This is a genomic window from Bacillus sp. FSL H8-0547, from assembly GCA_038002745.1.
Classification (GTDB): Bacteria; Bacillota; Bacilli; order Bacillales; family Bacillaceae; genus Bacillus_P.
In genome coordinates, this window is sequence record JBBODD010000001.1 from 1,285,870 (window position 1) to 1,302,684 (window position 16,815).

Annotated in this window: 16 protein-coding genes; 4 read left to right on the forward strand and 12 right to left on the reverse strand. The window is 44.3% G+C overall.

The features are described 5' to 3' along the window. Window positions 1-11: 11 nt before the first annotated feature. The 11 genes from phnW to MHB63_06255 form a co-directional block, all read right to left on the reverse strand. On the reverse strand, window positions 12-1,136 hold the full coding sequence (gene phnW, locus MHB63_06205; protein MEK3806171.1) for a 2-aminoethylphosphonate--pyruvate transaminase: 1,125 nt from the start codon (window positions 1,134-1,136) through the stop codon (window positions 12-14). After that, window positions 1,129-1,926, reverse strand: coding sequence for a phosphonoacetaldehyde hydrolase (gene phnX, locus MHB63_06210; GenBank protein ID MEK3806172.1), 798 nt, complete (start codon window positions 1,924-1,926; stop codon window positions 1,129-1,131). The genes phnW and phnX overlap by 8 nt, the downstream gene beginning before the upstream one ends. Next, window positions 1,927-3,681: a putative 2-aminoethylphosphonate ABC transporter permease subunit gene (locus tag MHB63_06215; GenBank protein MEK3806173.1), complete on the reverse strand. Its 1,755-nt coding sequence runs from the start codon at window positions 3,679-3,681 to the stop codon at window positions 1,927-1,929. Window positions 3,682-3,687: 6 nt separating this feature from the next. Further along, window positions 3,688-4,689 carry an ATP-binding cassette domain-containing protein gene (locus MHB63_06220; protein MEK3806174.1) on the reverse strand — a complete coding sequence of 334 codons (1,002 nt, stop codon included), beginning with the start codon at window positions 4,687-4,689 and terminating at the stop codon, window positions 3,688-3,690. Window positions 4,690-4,742: 53 nt separating this feature from the next. Beyond that, complete coding sequence (locus MHB63_06225) at window positions 4,743-5,756, reverse strand: putative 2-aminoethylphosphonate ABC transporter substrate-binding protein (protein MEK3806175.1); 1,014 nt, start codon at window positions 5,754-5,756, stop codon at window positions 4,743-4,745. Between the two features lie 211 nt (window positions 5,757-5,967). Further along, entirely contained in the window at window positions 5,968-7,275 is a 1,308-nt protein-coding gene (locus MHB63_06230) for a globin-coupled sensor protein (protein ID MEK3806176.1), read from the reverse strand. A gap of 164 nt (window positions 7,276-7,439) precedes the next feature. Beyond that, window positions 7,440-8,072, reverse strand: a complete 633-nt coding sequence (locus tag MHB63_06235; protein ID MEK3806177.1) for a response regulator transcription factor — start codon at window positions 8,070-8,072, stop codon at window positions 7,440-7,442. Beyond that, entirely contained in the window at window positions 8,065-9,105 is a 1,041-nt protein-coding gene (locus MHB63_06240) for a sensor histidine kinase (protein ID MEK3806178.1), read from the reverse strand. Before MHB63_06240 ends, MHB63_06235 begins: the two co-directional genes overlap by 8 nt. After that, complete coding sequence (gene liaF, locus MHB63_06245; protein MEK3806179.1) at window positions 9,102-9,833, reverse strand: cell wall-active antibiotics response protein LiaF; 732 nt, start codon at window positions 9,831-9,833, stop codon at window positions 9,102-9,104. The genes MHB63_06240 and liaF overlap by 4 nt, the downstream gene beginning before the upstream one ends. Window positions 9,834-10,074: 241 nt before the next feature. Next, a complete protein-coding gene (locus MHB63_06250; protein MEK3806180.1) occupies window positions 10,075-10,716 on the reverse strand; it encodes a PspA/IM30 family protein in 642 nt (213 codons plus the stop codon). Window positions 10,717-10,737: 21 nt separating this feature from the next. Further along, window positions 10,738-11,088 (reverse strand): flagellar basal body rod protein, encoded by a 351-nt coding sequence (locus MHB63_06255; protein MEK3806181.1) that lies wholly within the window; start codon window positions 11,086-11,088, stop codon window positions 10,738-10,740. Between the two features lie 295 nt (window positions 11,089-11,383). Here MHB63_06255 and MHB63_06260 point away from each other — a divergent pair, with 295 nt between their 5' ends. From MHB63_06260 to MHB63_06275, 4 genes are all read left to right on the forward strand, one after another. Next, a complete protein-coding gene (locus MHB63_06260; protein ID MEK3806182.1) occupies window positions 11,384-11,584 on the forward strand; it encodes a DUF3311 domain-containing protein in 201 nt (66 codons plus the stop codon). Next, window positions 11,584-13,071, forward strand: coding sequence for a sodium:solute symporter (locus MHB63_06265; GenBank protein ID MEK3806183.1), 1,488 nt, complete (start codon window positions 11,584-11,586; stop codon window positions 13,069-13,071). Before MHB63_06260 ends, MHB63_06265 begins: the two co-directional genes overlap by 1 nt. A gap of 97 nt (window positions 13,072-13,168) precedes the next feature. After that, window positions 13,169-13,948, forward strand: coding sequence for an SDR family NAD(P)-dependent oxidoreductase (locus tag MHB63_06270; protein ID MEK3806184.1), 780 nt, complete (start codon window positions 13,169-13,171; stop codon window positions 13,946-13,948). 64 nt (window positions 13,949-14,012) lie between these two features. After that, complete coding sequence (locus MHB63_06275; protein ID MEK3806185.1) at window positions 14,013-14,138, forward strand: hypothetical protein; 126 nt, start codon at window positions 14,013-14,015, stop codon at window positions 14,136-14,138. 685 nt (window positions 14,139-14,823) lie between these two features. Here MHB63_06275 and MHB63_06280 read toward each other — a convergent pair. Next, window positions 14,824-16,722, reverse strand: coding sequence for an ABC-F family ATP-binding cassette domain-containing protein (locus MHB63_06280; GenBank protein MEK3806186.1), 1,899 nt, complete (start codon window positions 16,720-16,722; stop codon window positions 14,824-14,826). Between the last annotated feature and the right edge of the window lie 93 nt (window positions 16,723-16,815).

Consider the following 16,815-nt stretch of genomic DNA (forward strand, 5'->3'; position numbering starts at 1 on the left):
CTGTTTCTTTTTTATATCAGCTGTTTTTCAGCCTGTATCGCTTCTTTTGATACTGCAGCTACTGCTGTCAGCAGCCGGTCTATGTCCTCAGGGTATACTTCTCCGATGTTTCCAATTCTGAAAGTATCTTTTTCGGATATTTTTCCGGGGTATATGACAAACCCCTGCTTTTTCAATTTTCCATAAAAACTGGTAAATGTAAAGTTTTTCCCCTCCGGATACAGAAAGGCTGTAATAATTGGAGATTGGTTTTTCTTCCTAAGCAGTGCGTGGAATCCAAGCTCCTTCATGCCTTGTACAAGCTTGAGCTGATTCTCTGTGTAACGCACGTTCCTTGCCTTAATCCCGCCTTCTGCTTCAAGCTCTTTAAGCGCCTGGTGAAATGCTCTTACAACATGAGTCGGTGAAGTAAAGCGCCATTTTCCATCATGCTGCTCCATCGTTTCATACTGGGCATAGAGGTCTAAAGAGAGAGATCTCGCATATCCTTTGCATTTTTCAAGCTCGCTCTTTTTAGCCAGAATAAATCCAAAACCCGGTACACCCTGAATGCATTTGTTTGCACTGCTGATTAAAAAATCTATCTGCAGAGATTCAATGTTAATTGGAATTCCCCCAAAGCTGCTCATAGCATCTACAATGGCAACAATTCCGTGTTTTTTCGCCGTGCGGCAGATTTCTTCTATCGGATTCAGCATACCTGTCGTTGTTTCGCAATGGACAACAGCCAGATGCGTAATGTCCGGATTCTGTTTAAGCAATTTGTCAATCGTATCAGGATTGAGCATAGTCTGTTCATTTTCCCTGTAAACAAGAACCGGAATATCAAGGATCGCTGCCATCTCAGCAATTCTTTCTCCATACGCACCATTGCAGGCAACAAACAATCTTCCGCCTGCACGCGGGATCACGCTTGAAATAACGGATTCTACAGAAAACGTCCCGCTTCCCTGCATCAGAACAGCCGTGTATTTATCTGAACCCGGTGCAGCCAAAGCAAGCAGCCTTGCCCGTATTTCCTGCACAATCTCATTGTAATCCTTATCCCATGTACACCAGTCCTTAAGCATCGCTTCTCTGACTGTATCTGACGTAGAAAGAGGGCCTGGCGTTAATAGCAAGTATGGATTATTCATGCCCCATGTCCCCTTTTTCCAGTTCTTCAAGCAGCGGAATCAAGTCGCTGAACTCATTGATCACATAATGAGCGCCTGCTTCGAGAAATCGTTTTTTCACAGTTTCCATTTTGCGATTCAGTTCAGTGCGGTCCATTGCCTGTACCTCCTCTTCTGTTAGGCCAAGTTCATTGCTCCCGAGAATGATGCCGACAGTGATCATCCCGGCATTTATTCCCTCTTTTATGTCCGAAACGGTGTCGCCTGCCTTCAAAAGCCTGTTCATTGGATAAATCCCCAACTCCATCGCATTCATATAGGCCATCCAAGGATAAGGGCGTCCAGCATTTACATCATCTGGTGTGAAGAGGAAATCAGGCTGGTAGCCTTTCTCTTTTGCATAGGGAGCCACAATTTTCATCATTTCTTTTGTATAGCCGGTCGTGGAACCAATCTTCAGCCCTTTTTCACGGAGCTTTTGAACAGTCTGAACAACACCCGGAAGCGGAGTCGTGAAGTTTGTAAGGATCTCAAACAGAGTCTTCTCAAATTCTGCATACATCTCCTGAATATCCTGCTCAGAAGGCTCATGCCCGTGAATGCTTATCCACTCCCGGTTTATGCGCGGCATATCGCAAAGTGCACGGATATGGTCTATTTTTAAAAGGCCCATTGGTCTCCTTGCTTCCTCGGCTGTAATCGCAATATCACGATTTTTAAATACTTCTATAAAAACCTGTAAAGGGGCGAAACAGCCATAGTCGACCGTTGTCCCTGCCCAATCCAGAATTAATCCCTGTATGTTCTTCATTTAAAGTTCCTCCCTTACTGATCTGCGTTTATTAAGCCAGCAAACCGCCATTTCATAGGCAGCTCTGACAAGAATATTAGTAGCGACAATCAAAATGCTCATGGCTGCTGCTGAAGCGACGTTCCCTGCATCATCCATATTGACAATGGAGACAGCAGCAAGCTTGAATTCAGGCGAATACAGAAAAATGACAGCTGATACGGTCACCATTGAGTTGACAAAAAAATACATGGCCACTTCAAGAATGGCAGGAAGGCACATTGGCACAGTGACCTTCATAAATGTCTGATAAAACGGGATGCCCATTGATTCAGACACAAGCTCAAACTCTTTGTCCAGTTTCTTCAGCGCTGTTGTCGCCGTAATGAATGATACTGAGTAAAAATGGACAATGTTTGCAATCACGACAATCGCAATGGTTCCATACAGAAAATGCAGCGGGTTATCCACCGTAAAACCCGCGACTGTAAAACGCTGCTTGCTGAAAAAGAAAATATATCCTAGGCCGATGACAAGCCCCGGCACAGCAAGGGGAATGATCGACAAGAGTGTTCCTACCTTTCTCAAACCTATCATGCCTCTGAATTTTTCTATTAGATAGGCAAAAACAAACGTGAAAATCGTTCCAAAAAGTGCTGTTAAAGATGCAGCAATCAAGCTATTTTTATAAGCTGTCAGCCCGTCACCAGTAAAACTGTCAAAAACATAGTGCTCCATTGAAAAAGTCATGTTATACGGCCAGTTTTTAACACTGGCTGCCAGAAGAACGGCTAAAAGCAGGGCGATTACTGCAAATGAAATGATGAAGCAATATAAAAATAGGAGTTTATCTCTTATGGCGTTCGGTTTAACTTTAAAAGGCACCGATTTTGACCCGTCTCCATGCTGCTGTTTTCTTTGTGCCATCTGATCAACTACAAAAGCCAAAATGGCAGGCAGCATCAAAATCATCCCTACCGCCGCTCCCATTCCCATGTTCTGCTGGCCTATCACCTGTTTGTATACATCGGTTGCGAGTACGTTATACTGTCCTCCAACCACTTTTGGAGCTCCGTAATCCGTAAAACTCAGAGTAAATACAACAAAAATGGAGCTGACCAGTCCGTATTTTACGGAAGGAAGAGTAACTGCAAAAAACGTTTTTATCTTACCGGCGCCCATAGAATCAGCAGCCTCATACAGACGCTTGTCTGCTCCTGATAAGGCAACCATCAAAATCAGGAAAGCCTGCGGGAAGGTGTAGATTGTTTCCGCCATGATAATGCCTGCTGGTCCGTATAAGTCAATTTTCACACCTGGAATGGCCCCCAAAAAACCGGTTGTAATCAGCCCCTGATTTCCAAAGAGGTAAATCAGTGCAATCCCGTGCATCATAGTCGGAGCAAACAGCGGCAGCATGGCCGTATAGCGGAAAAATCCTTTTCCGTAAACATTTGAACGCACTACAGCAAAAGCGTACACAAACGCAGCACTCACAGAGAGAACCGTCGTCACGCCAGATACGAAGAACGTGTTTTGAAGAGATTGTATAAGAATGTCTGACTGAAAGTATCTGAAGAAATTCAGAAGTCCGATGAATATGCCTTCACTGTCAAAAAAAGCCTGGACAAAAAGCGCCGCTAAAGGAAAAACGAGCATTATTGCTGCTGCAAGCAGAGAAAAAAGGAGAAGCATGCGCTGCAGCCACTCGTTCAAGCCTGCCTTTTGGCGCTGTCGCTTTTTTATGTAAATTCCTGCTTGATGGCCTGCCTGCATGTCCATTTAACTTACCACCTGTTCTTTAAAATCAAGAAGACGGCTTTCAGGAAGTGAAATGCTGATCACATTTCCTCTTTCCAGGTTGATTTCTTTTGCGGCGTATGCAGAGAGGTCAATGATGATCTGCTGATTATAAAATGTCGAAGCAGCCTCGGTCATTCTCACTTTCACGCGATAAACAGGTCCTTTAAATTCAATAGCTTCAATGACTGCAGCCGTACCTTTTCCCTCTTCAACCACTACATGTTCCGGCCTTATGGCTGTTTCCATGCTTTCATTCAGAAAATTCATCGAACCAATGAAATCTGCTACAAACGGCTGGTTAGGTTTGTGGTAGATTTCCTGCGGCGTGCCAGCCTGCTTAATTTCGGCCTGGTCCATGACAAAGATCCGGTCTGCCATCGTCAGAGCTTCCTCTTGATCATGAGTGACCATAATTGTTGTAATCCCGAGTTTTTCCTGAACTGAACGAATTTCATTGCGGAGTTTTTCTCTGACTTTTGCATCAAGTGCAGATAAAGGTTCATCCAGCAGCAAAAAATCAGGCTCCAAAGCAATCGCTCTTGCCAAAGAAACACGCTGCTGCATGCCTCCAGAAAGCTGTGCAGGGTATTTGTCCTTTACATGAAGAAGTTCAACCAGTGCTAGGGCTTCCATTGCTTTTTCTTTGATTCTTTTTTTCTCATATTTGCGGGCTCTTAAGCCAAATTCAATATTCTGCAAGGCTGTGAGATTTGGAAACAGGGCATAAGACTGAAAGACAATTCCAAAGTTTCTTTTTGCCGGCGGCAATGCAGTGATGTCCTTCCCGCCGGCAAAAATACGGCCGGCATCAGGCTCTTCAAGTCCCGCAATGATTCTGAGGAGAGTTGTTTTCCCGCATCCGCTTGGGCCCAGCAGGCAGACAAATTCGTTTTTCCTAATATCGAATGAAACATTCTTTAATGCTGTATGCTGCTTGAATCTTTTTTCTACTCCTTCTACTCGCAAATAGGAGGTATGCATTCCTGTTCATTCCTTTCCGGCTTTAGAATGCGGGGAGTAAAGTCCCCTCTTCCTTATTCTTCAGGCTCGGCCTTTTCTCCAAATTCCGCTTCCCACGTTTCCAGAATCTTGCTGCGGTTTTCAGCAGCCCACATCAGATCGTTTTCTTTGTACATATTTTCTTGTACTCCGTCTGGGAAAGCCTGCGGTTTTTTAAATTCGTTTTTCATTGTGGAAAAGCCATTTGCATCGTAATATTCTTTCATCACATCATCTGAAATGGCCCAGTCGAGAAACAATTTCGCTGTCTCTTTGTTCTTTGAGTCATTTTTGGCAATCAGTCCGTTTGCTTCAACATCCCAGCCAAGTCCTTCTTCAGGAAGAATGACTTCTACAGGCGCTCCGTCCTGCTTTTGTGTTACCCCGCTGTAGACCAGTGAAATGCCAATTGGGTATTCTCCTGCACCAGCAAGCTTAGCCGGCTTCGATCCGGAGTGAGTGTATGTACCAATATTCTGATGAAGCTTTTTCATATAGTCATAGCCTTTGTTCTCGCCCATCATCTGCAGCCACGCGTTGACCGTTAAGTATCCTGTGCCGGAGGAAGCGGGGTGCGGCATCACAATCATGCCTTTGTATTCCGGCTTTGTCAGGTCCTCATAAGTCTTTGGAACAGGCAGATTTCTTTTTTCGAGCTCGGCTTTGTTCACAACGATTCCTGTCATAAATGCTGTATTCCCAACCCACTTTTCTGGCTGTGCAGCATCCTTATACTGCGGTAGAATTTTTTCAGAATCCTTTGGTGTATATCCCTCAAGCATGTCTTTTCCGTCAAGTGCAAGCAGACTTGAAGCTGCAAGGCCCCAGACAACATCCGCTTTTGTGTCTTTTCCTTCTGCAAGCAGTTTAGCTGTCATAACTCCAGTTGAATCGCGGACAATGTTTAACTTGACATTAGGATATTTTTCTTCAAACGATTTCAAGTATTGCGGGATAAGCTCCTCTTCAATTGCAGTATAAACAGTGAGTTCTCCTTCTTTATCCGCCGATCCGTTTGCTTTGTCAGATCCGCAAGCTGTTAAGAGCATAATAGACAAAACCAAAACTAGCAGTTTATAAATGTGGTTTTTCATTGTTTTATCTCTCCATTCGCTAAATTATCTTATAAATACAATATAAAACCACAATGTAAAGCTCATATTAAGCGCACGTAAAAAGATTGTTTTATGTGATAATTTGTTGTTTTTATTTGTTTTAAAGACAAAAAAAAGAGAGCTATTAAGCTCCCTTTGAAGTGATTTACATTTTGCTTTCAGCTTTATCCAGAAGGACTTTCGCCAAATCTGAAAGACTCTCAGTCGTTTTATTAATTTCCTGAATGGAATCCACGATTGCATCAAGATCTGTTTTGTTTCGTTCAAACATTTCCATGTAGTTTTCCATTTCTGTTTTCACGGTAACAAGTCCGCTGCGCACCTGCTGAATTTGTGACTGTGAGGTTTGAGTGGACTCGTTCATGGAACTCATAATGGTGACGATTGTATCCATGTGTTTATTGCTGTTTGAAGTGAGGGCATTGATTTCATTACTGGTCCGCTTTGAATCCTCGGCAAGCTTTCTGACCTCGCTTGCAACAACGGCAAAGCCTTTGCCGTGATCGCCTGCTCTTGCTGCCTCAATGGATGCATTCAGAGCAAGAAGGTTCGTCTGATCCGCAATTCCTTCAATTTCCTTTGTCATTCTCGTAATCTGATCGGAAATCTTTTTCAGATCGCCTATTCCCTCAAGGGAGTTTTCCACTTTCGAAAATACTTCTCCAAAGACGGAGACCATCTCGTCCATCTGCTTTTCATTTTCGTTCGTCAGCTTCAGCAGGTGTTCGCTTGTTTTCTTCGTAGACTGGATTTCCTCGCGAATTTGTTCTGCTTTTGCGCTAGTATCATCCATTGTGGAATCTGTCAGCTGGACGGAAGCCGCCATTTCCTGGCTGATTGAAGACAGTTCTTTTTGAAGACTGATATTTTCTTCGTTCAATTCTTTCAGTTCGTTCATTCGTTTTTGCATATATTGATCAACAACAAGCTGGGAGTCTAAATTAATTGCATGTGTAATCGCAAGCAGTGCTGTTGAAAGCTTTTGAGGTTCCTGATGCAGCAGCTCCACAACTTTTGGAAGAAGGAGTGTGCTGATGGCTGAATACGTTGACAGAAACCATGTTACAGGCAGATGCGTCTGGCTGTGTGTGCCGCCGATCCGTTTTCTCATTTGGAAAAATCGTTCGTCCATTTCTCCGCTTAATAGGCTTTGAAAATAGTCGACAAATACAGCCTTTAAACGCTCTCTGCTTGAATGATCTGAAGCAATTCTGCTGAGAAGCGGCTGTTTATAGAGATGTGTGAGGACCTTTTCAAGAAGTTCATCCAGAAGAGGAAGTACGACAGGCTTTAGCTCTTTTAAAACAGCCAGCTGTTCTTTTGTAAACCCCATATAAATCAGTCTCGCATTTATTTCAAGCTCTGAAGTGGCAATGACTGCGCTGTCTTCAGGAAATTCCATAACAGGTTGAAACGTATTTGTTGCCTGTTTCTTTGAAAAAAGTGTCAGCATGTTCGTTCTCCTTACCTTCTACCTTGAGATTCCCTTCTTGGAAAAGAAAGTTCATGTCTTATATCGGCAGAAAACGTGAAACGATTAGAGGTATCAATAGATATAATGTGCTGGGTGAAAATTGGATTTAAATAAACAAAAAACACAAACCCCGAGTCTGTGTTTTAGTTGACCAGCGAATGCTTGAACGCATAGATAACAGCCTGTGTTCTGTCCTGCACATCCAGCTTGCTGAGAATATTGCTTACGTGTGTTTTGACTGTTTTCAGCGCGATGAACAGTTCATCCGCTATTTCCTGATTTGTTTTCCCTTCAGCAACGAGCAGAAGAATCTCCATCTCGCGGGCAGTGAGTTCATCGTGCGGATGATGGACGGGCTTCTGCCTCATTTTCATCATCATTTTCCCTGTCACTTCAGGTTCAAGAACAGAGTGTCCGTGGAATGTCTTTCTTACAGCCTCTGCAATTTCACTTGCCTTGGATGTTTTGAGCATATAGCTTGTCGCACCTGCTTCAAGCGCCGGGTAAACTTTTTCATCGTCAAGAAAGCTTGTGACGATGATGATTTTCGCTTCCGGCCACTTTTCAATAATCTGCCGGGTAGCTTCAATCCCGTCCATACCGTCCATGACAAGGTCCATTAAAATGATATCTGGCCGCAGTTCGAGGGCCAGTTCAATTGCTGTAAAGCCATTGTCCGCCTCACCGACAACCTCAATGTCGCTTTGGGCTGCAAGATAAGAAGATACACCGATCCTTACCATTTCATGATCATCTACAAATAATACCTTAATCATCCTTTTCTCCCCTTACAAGCGGAATTTTGACTTCAAGCTTTGTGCCTTTTCCGGGAAAACTCACAATCTTTAGTGTTCCGCCAAGCTGCGCGGCCCGTTCGTGCATGTTCTGCAGACCGTAGCTTCCTGTTTTGGCTGCATCTACTTTAAATCCGATTCCGTCATCAATCACTCTGAGGAGCACCAGATCATCCCGTTCAATAAACAGCACTTCAAGCGTTTCAGCTTTTGAATGCCTGAGCGTATTTGAAACGGATTCCTGCAGGATTCTGAATAAATGATCCTCTATCCCTTTATCAAGCTGCACATCTTCCATTTTCCAGCTGACTTCCATTGGCACCTTTTGTGAAAGTTCCTGAAGCAGATCTTTCATGCCTTCCTGAAGAGTTTTTCCTTTCAGAGCGGCAGGACGCAAATGCAGCAGAAGCGCCCTCATTTCAAGCTGTGACTGATGAATCATCTGCTCAACCATCTGCAGCTGCCTGTTTTCTGCTTTTGCCCTGCTGTCACTTGATTCGTTGATCGCTGACATCATCATTGATGCTGCGAACAGCTGCTGGCTGACAGAGTCGTGAAGCTCTCGTGCAAGCCTGTTGCGTTCTTCAGAGACGATTTTCTGAATGCGTTTTTCCTGTTCTTCAGCTTTTTCATTTGCGAGTTTTTGCGACAGCTTTGTCTGCTCCGTCAAATGCTTCTGCAGCTGCCGCAAAGAATGCCACATCTTCTCAAAGTCACCTGATTTTTTAGGGAAATCACCATCAGCATACTTTCCCCGGGCAAGCTGGGAAATCTCCTCTGAAAGCTGTCCAATATCACTGCGCAGAAAAATTCCTGAAAAAAGCCCCAGCACAAGCCCAATAGCCACACTGACGGCAGGCACAAAATAGATAAACGGAAGATCTAGCATCTCTTTCTCCCAAAGAATGCTCCAGTCATCCAAAGGAAACATGACAAAATAACTTGCCGAAAGAAAAACAAGGACAGAAACCGAAATCGCAGCACCAAGAGCCATTTGTCTTAGAATGCTGGTCATATCCGCTTCACCTCTAAATCTCCGACAATAGATGAAGTAATCATTTTCACCTTCTGAACCGAAGCATCATACCCCTCTGTCTGATAGGAAATGCTCTGATTAAACAATTTAGGCTCATGATGGCCAAAAACGCGGACAGCTCCGGCAAATGAGGAATGCTGAACAGACACATCCACTTCATAAGGAACGAGGATCTTTACATTCCCTATAAAATTGCGGATGACAATCATATTTTCTTCTTTCGGCAGTACCGTATTGCTCAAATCAACGATCGTATCGCCGATGCCATTCTGTATATTAATATCATTCCACTCATAAATATCTTCAGGCGTTGACTGCTGCCCGAATACATTGTTTCCAAGGATCGGTTTCTTATAGATCACATCTTCTTTTTTCAATGACAGAGATTCTTTTACTTGCGGTTCAACAACGGCAGGTGCCTTTTTCGACTGCCTGTATTGAACAAGCAGATAAATCGCCAGGGCACAAATCAGAAACTTCACAGCCCACAAATTCATCACTGTGATAATCAAACTGATCAACCCGAACCAAAACAGCAGCTTCCCCGTTTTTTTGCTGAGCCGCTTCTTTCCGAAATAAACACAGACAGACGACAGAAGCAGGAAAAAGATAAGTCCACCGTGATCAAAAAAGACTTCGAGCATTAAAAGAACGACCCCAATTAAAAGAATATACGTAATCACATCGGCGTTGGCTTTTTTGAGCATGTGGGCTTACCCTCCTTATTAGAAAAGCGGAAGCGGCCGGTTAGCTCCGGGAGTCAGATAAGAACTGAACCGAAAAGTCCGCTTTTGACTTTTTGGGGCAGTTTGTTCTGACAGAGGAGTTGGCCGCTGCAGCTGGACAGTGTGCAAAAATCTATATTCTTTCGCTTGATAGCTGAAAAATACACAAAACACCTTCCAAAAAAGGCGCAGAAACCCGCGCCTTCTATAGGATACCATGTTTTCAGACTGCAGAATCCTCTTTTTTCAGTTCTTTTTCGAGCTGGGCGATTCTTCCGTCAATTGTGCTGCGGTAGTAGCCCGTATTCACTTCGTTTTCAAGTCGGTCAATATAGCTTTCCAATTCATCAAAACGTGTATGTGCTCCATGTGAATAGCTGCTGCTGTCAAGGACCTTATTCATGCGGTGAGATGCGCGGGCTGTATTTTCCCGGCCCATCAATTCCATACGTTTAATGTACATGTCCTTTAGTTTATGTTTCATTTCTTCATACTTGCGCTCAAGTTCCGCAAGCTGGCCTGACACTTCTTTAAGAGATTCAGTGATTCGCACTGATCGTTCCTGATACTGCTCATGCTCTCTCACTGCAAACTCATGAAGCTCGCTTTCTCCTGCCTGTGCGGCAATATCAGCCTGGCGTTTGCGTTTCCCGGCAAGTTCCTCTGCCTGTTTTAATTCACGGGTGAACTCTTCTTTCAGCAAATACTGTCTCTCCACAAGCTTGCGGACTTTATCCGTTTCCTGTTCGCATTCTCTTAAATACTGATTCAATAAGGCGATTGGGTTTTTCTTTTCCTTTTGGTCCAGAATTTCATGGAAGTCGGCTGCAAGTGTTTCTTTGATTCGTGTGAATAAATTGCTCATCATGTATCTCTCCTCATTCTATTAATTGTTTTTTTTCATTTCCGCCCACTGGCGTTCGAAGTTTGTAAATGGATCAGATGATTCTTTTTCTGAGATCACTTCTTTGTTGTTCCATTTTTTGTAGACTACATAAAGGATGTATGCTGCCGCTGCGCCGATCACTGCCGGCAGGTTTGAAGCTGATGCACAGAGTGCGATGATTCCGGCGATTACCCAGAAGATTTTCATTCCGGTTGAATCGGTTTTGATGAATCCTTTATATGAGTAATAAAGGATGACCAGGCTGATAGCCAGTGCAAACATTGGTGCAAGGTTTGCCAGCAGCACGATTGCTGCAATCCCTCCAATGATCAGTAACCCGAATTTTTTCATGTTCTGTTCCTCCTTTCTATAGTTCTATCCTACCTTCCATGCGGTTTTCCCATAACGAGCCAGAGCTTTAATTTGAACTAAGACCTGAGGCTTAGCTTCATACAGACCTTCATGATCTTCGAGTAAAAACAGTTTTTAACACATGAAATTGCTGTACAAATCGACTGGAAGATACCTTCATCAAAACTCTAAAATAGTAAATCTTTAAATAATTTTAAAAATTCCCTCTTGTCCAATACTTCTTTCCTTGTTATCATAGTGAACATTCAACGAAGACAAGACAGGAGGCACTTTAGTGAAAAAGAAATATTTAATAGGCATTCTCATTTTTATCCCATTTTTGCAGATTCTTTTGCTTCCTTTTGCCAATAAAATTGAACCGGTCATCTTCGGGCTGCCGTTTCTCCAATTTTGGCTCTTTTTGTGGATTGCGGTTACGCCGCTTTGCACGTGGGCAATTTTCAGAATCCAGAAAAAACAGGGAGGTCTTGAATAATGCAGCAGGGAAATACAACAGCACTGGGCATCACCATCTGTATCATCTTAACCGTTGTCTTGATCGGCTTTCTTGCTGGCCGTGACAAGTCTTCGAGAAGTTCTGTGGAAGAATGGTCAGTGGGAGGCAGAAAATTCGGCGGGCTTCTTGTATGGTTTCTTGTCGGGGCTGACCTGTATACGGCCTATACATTTCTTGGGCTGACGAGTACAGCTTTTCAAGCCGGAAGCGTAGCTTTTTTCGCTATTCCTTATTCCGTATTAGCTTATTTTATCGCCTATTTTTTCCTTCCGAAGCTGTGGAGGACTGCAAAGGAATTTCAGTTCACGACGCTTGCAGACTATGCCCGTGATCGTTTTGACAGCAAGCTTCTTTCTTCGCTGATTGCGATTGTCGGCGTATTGATGCTGATTCCATATATCGACCTGCAGCTGAGCGGCATCATGGATACCCTGCGTGTGGCAGGTACAGGCTACATCAATGTTACGGTTGTCGTGATTACATCCTTTTTCCTTGTTGCCCTCTACACGTTTTTCAGCGGAATTAAAGGACCTACTTATACGGCAATCATTAAAGATGTTCTTGTATGGGCCATCATGCTGTTTATGGTCGCCTCCCTGCCGATTATCCATTTCGGCGGATGGACTCCGATGATTGATAAGGTCATCACGGATGCACCGCAGCTGCTAACGATTCCGCAGTCAGGTCCTAAAGGGTTGATGTGGTTTACTACTGCAGCCATCGTATCGTCACTGGCCCTTTTCATGTGGGCGCATGCAGCTACCGGCGTTTTTACAGCAAAAAGCGAAGATGCCATCAGAAAAAATTCTATGTTCCTGCCCCTATATAACGTTGTTCTAATTCTCGTAATTTTCCTTGGCTTTATCGCATATTTAGTGCTGCCTGGCGAAACAGATCCGCGGTTTGCTCTTTTGACTCTGATTCAGACATCATACGGCGGTGTTGCTCAGGGACTTGCTTATTCAACAATAGCCCTTGCATCCTTGATTCCATGTTCGATTATGGCCATTGGTGCATCGAACCTATTTGCAAACAATATTTACAGAGATTTGATTAACCCCGGTGTAAAGCCTGCAAAGCTGACAATGATTACGCGCAGCATGGTTTTTTTGGTTATCGGCCTGGCCCTCGTGTTCGGACTTTTGTTCCCGACAGCGCTCGTTTCGCTTCAGCTGCTTGGAGTATCCGGAATGGTGCAGATCTTCCCTGCTGTCGTTCTAAGCCTCTTCTGGCAAAAACAGACACGGGAAGCAACGATTATCGGGTTGCTTGTCGGACTTGGCGTGACATTCACCGTCTATGGTACGGGTCTTTCATTTGGCATTTATGAAGGATTCTGGGGGCTTTCTGCCAACTTCCTGACGGTGTTTATCTTAAATCCGTTATTCAAAGCCAAATCAACAAACGTTTCTGCCTTTCTTTTCCGAAAAAAAGACGGGGATTCAGCTCTCAGAAAGGGCGCTTAAACAGCAGGCACAACTTGTGCCTGTTTTTTTCTGGTTTCCTTCTTTTTAAAAAAGGGGATAATATCTCCATTACATATAACAAAGGGAGGCAAAACCATTGAATCTTTCAGGAAAAGTTGCCATTGTGACCGGAGCAAGCTCAGGAATCGGAGAAGCGGCGGCCATCAAGCTTGCCGAACAGGGTGCAAAAGTTGCGCTGCTTGATATAAAAGAAGAAAATGCGGAAAGCGTAAAAAAGAAAATTGAAGAAATGAACGGCGAGGCCATCATTGTCGAATGCGACGTATCTGATGCCGAAAGGATGGAAACCAGCTATAAAAAGGTCATTGATGCTTGGGGCAGGCTCGATATTGTTTTTGCAAACGCAGGAATCAACGGAAGGTGGACTCCTATCGAAGATCTATCTCCTGAGGACTGGGACCAGACGATCAATACGAATTTGCGAAGCACCTTTTTAAGCGTAAAATATGCCATTCCCTATATGAAGAATAAAGGCGGCAGCATCATTATCACAAGCTCAATCAACGGCACCCGCATGTTCAGAGGATTTGGACGCTCTGCCTACAGTACGTCTAAAGTCGGACAGGTCGGTTTTGGTAAAATGGCGGCCCTCGAGCTTGCAGGCTATAAGATCAGAGTCAACATGATCTGTCCGGGAGCAATCGAAACAAACATCGACAGCAACACCTTTGCCGAAGAAGAAAACATTGAAAAAGTAGAAGTTCCGGTTGAATTTCCTGAAGGAGAACAGCCGCTTGAACAAAAAGCTGGCTCGCCTGAACAGGTCGCAGATCTCGTGTACTTCCTGGCATCTGACCTTTCAAGCCATATTACAGGTACAGAAGTGTATATAGACGGCGCCGAGTCCCTTCTCTAATGGCGAATGAAAACCTCCCTTCGGATGCAAAATAAGAACCAGCTGACCATAAGGAGGAACTTTCATGACAAACAAAAACGATAACCGCGAATCGAAAAACAAATACCCAAACAATAAAAAGCAGGATGCTGAGTTCTCAAAAGAAATCAATATCCGAAGTGAACAGACGAAAAAGGACTTGGGGAAATAAATTGTAAAGGCAGTCAGGTGAAATCCTGACTGCCTTTTTATATGTGCAGTTTTATTAAGGGGTTGGCGTTATTTACTAATTGATCAGTGCCATCAAGCCCAGGATTTCATGAGTTGAGGGTTCTTTTCTGACCGATAAGTGCCATCAAGCCCGGAATTTCTTGAGTTGATGGTTCTTTTCTGACTGATAAGTACCATCAAGACCTGAGTTTCTTGAATTGATGGTTCTTATCCCCTCAATAAGTACCATCAACCTCTGAGTTTCTTGAATTGATGGTTCTTATCCTCTCGATAAGTACCATCAAGCTTTGAGTTTTTTGAATTGATGGTTCTTATCCTCTCGATAAGTACCATCAAGACCTGAGTTTCTTGAATTGATGGTTCTTATCCTCTCGATAAGTACCATCAAGCCCGGAATTTCATGAGTTGATGGTTCTTTTCTGACCGATAAGTGCCATCAAGACCTGAGTTTCTTGAGTTGATGGTTCATTTCTGACCGATAAGTGCCATCAACCTTTGAGTTTCATGAATTGAGGGTTCTCTTCCAAACAATAAGTGCCATCAACCTCAGGATTTCATGTGTTGAGGGGTTCTATTCAGATTGAGCCTCCAGACAATAACTCAACCTATCAAATCAAACCAAAAAAAATGCCCCGGACATTTCACCCGGGACACCTTCCTTTAAATCACTGCTTCGCTTTTTCAATTTCTTCTACCATAAGGGAAAGCTCTTCCCACCGTTCCATTGTGGCTTCGAGCTCAGCTTCGACGGCCTGCTGCTGTTCCATCAGCTGCTGGATCTTGCCGTAGTCGCTGCCGCTGGATGCAATCTGGGCTTCAAGTGCTTCATTCTTTTCCTCAAGCTCTGCAATTTTGTCCTCAATGACATCCCACTCCTGCTGTTCTTTGTAGGAGAGTTTTTTGCGCTGCTTCGGGGCCTGAGGGGTTTCCTGAGATTTGGCAGCTTCCTTCTTTTCAGGTTCTTTTACCTGTTTCCGGGAATCCATGAAGTCTGTATAGCTTCCCTGGAATCTGCTGACCGTTCCGTTTCCTTCAAACACAAGAAGACGGTCAACTACGCGATCGAGGAAGTAGCGGTCATGGGATACGGTAATGACAACACCGGGAAACTGATCGAGATAGTCTTCCAGGACGCTCAGGGTTTGGGTATCCAGGTCATTTGTCGGCTCATCCAGAAACAGCACGTTCGGCTCCTGCATCAGGACCTTCAGCAGGTACAGTCTGCGGCGTTCTCCCCCTGAGAGCTTGCGGATGTAGGTCCACTGCATAGAGCGGGGGAACATGAACCGCTCAAGCATTTGCTCGGCTGTTATTGTCTGATGATCCACCGTGTGAACAACTTCTGCGACTTCCTTAATATATTCGACTACCCGAAGATCTTCATCCATCGCTTCATGATCCTGGGTGTAGTAGCCGATTTTCACCGTTTCACCAATTTCAACTGTTCCGCTGTCAGGCTGGATGCGCCCTGCGATGATGTTCAGCAGTGTTGATTTTCCGCTTCCATTTGGCCCGATAATGCCAAGCCTTTCTCCGGGAACAACAAGGTAGCTGACATCCTTCATAAGAGTCCTGTCCTGGAATGATTTAGACACACCTTCAAGCTCGATGACTTTTTTGCCAAGACGAGTGGAACCGATGGCAAAATCAACACTTTGCTTAGCGGCAGGCCCTTCCTGGTTTTGAAGTTCCTCTGCACGACCGATGCGGGCTTTTTGCTTTGTTGTTCTTGCTTTGGCTCCTCTTCTCAGCCAGGCGAGCTCCCTGCGAAGCAAGTTCTGGCGCTTGGATTCAGACTGTTCGGCGTTAAACTCCCGCTCTGCCTTTTTCTCAAGAAACACCTCGTAATTTCCTTCATATACATAAAGCTTTCCGTACTCCAGTTCAAAAATCTGGTTCGTCACGCGATTTAAAAAATATCGGTCATGCGTAACAAGCAAAATCGATCCTTTATACTGGGCCAAAAAAGCTTCCAGCCATTCAATTGTTTCGTTGTCCAGATGGTTGGTAGGCTCATCAAGAATGAGCAGGTCTGCTGGCTGGATGAGAGCCTTTGCAATCGCCACACGCTTCTTCTGACCTCCTGACAGCTGACGCACCGGCTTTGCGAAATCAGAAATGCCAAGCCGCGTAAGAACTGTTTTGGCAACTGTATTTGCTTCCCACGCATCATGTTCATCCATTTTTTGCTGAAGGGCAAGCAGCCTGGACTGCTTTTTCTCATCCTCAGGGTTTTGTTCAAGCTCTGACAGGGCAAGCTCATATTCGCGCATCACTCTCATGATTTGAGAGTCGCCGTAATAGATTTGCTCCAGGACAGACAGTTCTTCCTCAAGTTCAGGCTGCTGCGGAAGATACTCAATATGAAACGAGTTGGAGTGAATCAGTTTCCCTTCCTCGGCCGTCTCAGCGCCAGCAAGAAATTTCAGCAGTGTCGATTTCCCCGTACCATTCGTTCCGATCAGGCCAATCCGCTGTTTTTCAGCAATTGAAAAAGAAATGTGATCAAACAATGTTTTTTCACCGTATGTTTTATATAAATTCTCTACAGAAAGAATGCTCATGCCAAACTCCGCCCTTATTCAAGATTTCATTCCTTTCATTGTACAGCAGGCCGGGGGAGAAAAAAAGCAGATTTGCTTCACGCAAAAAGAAGA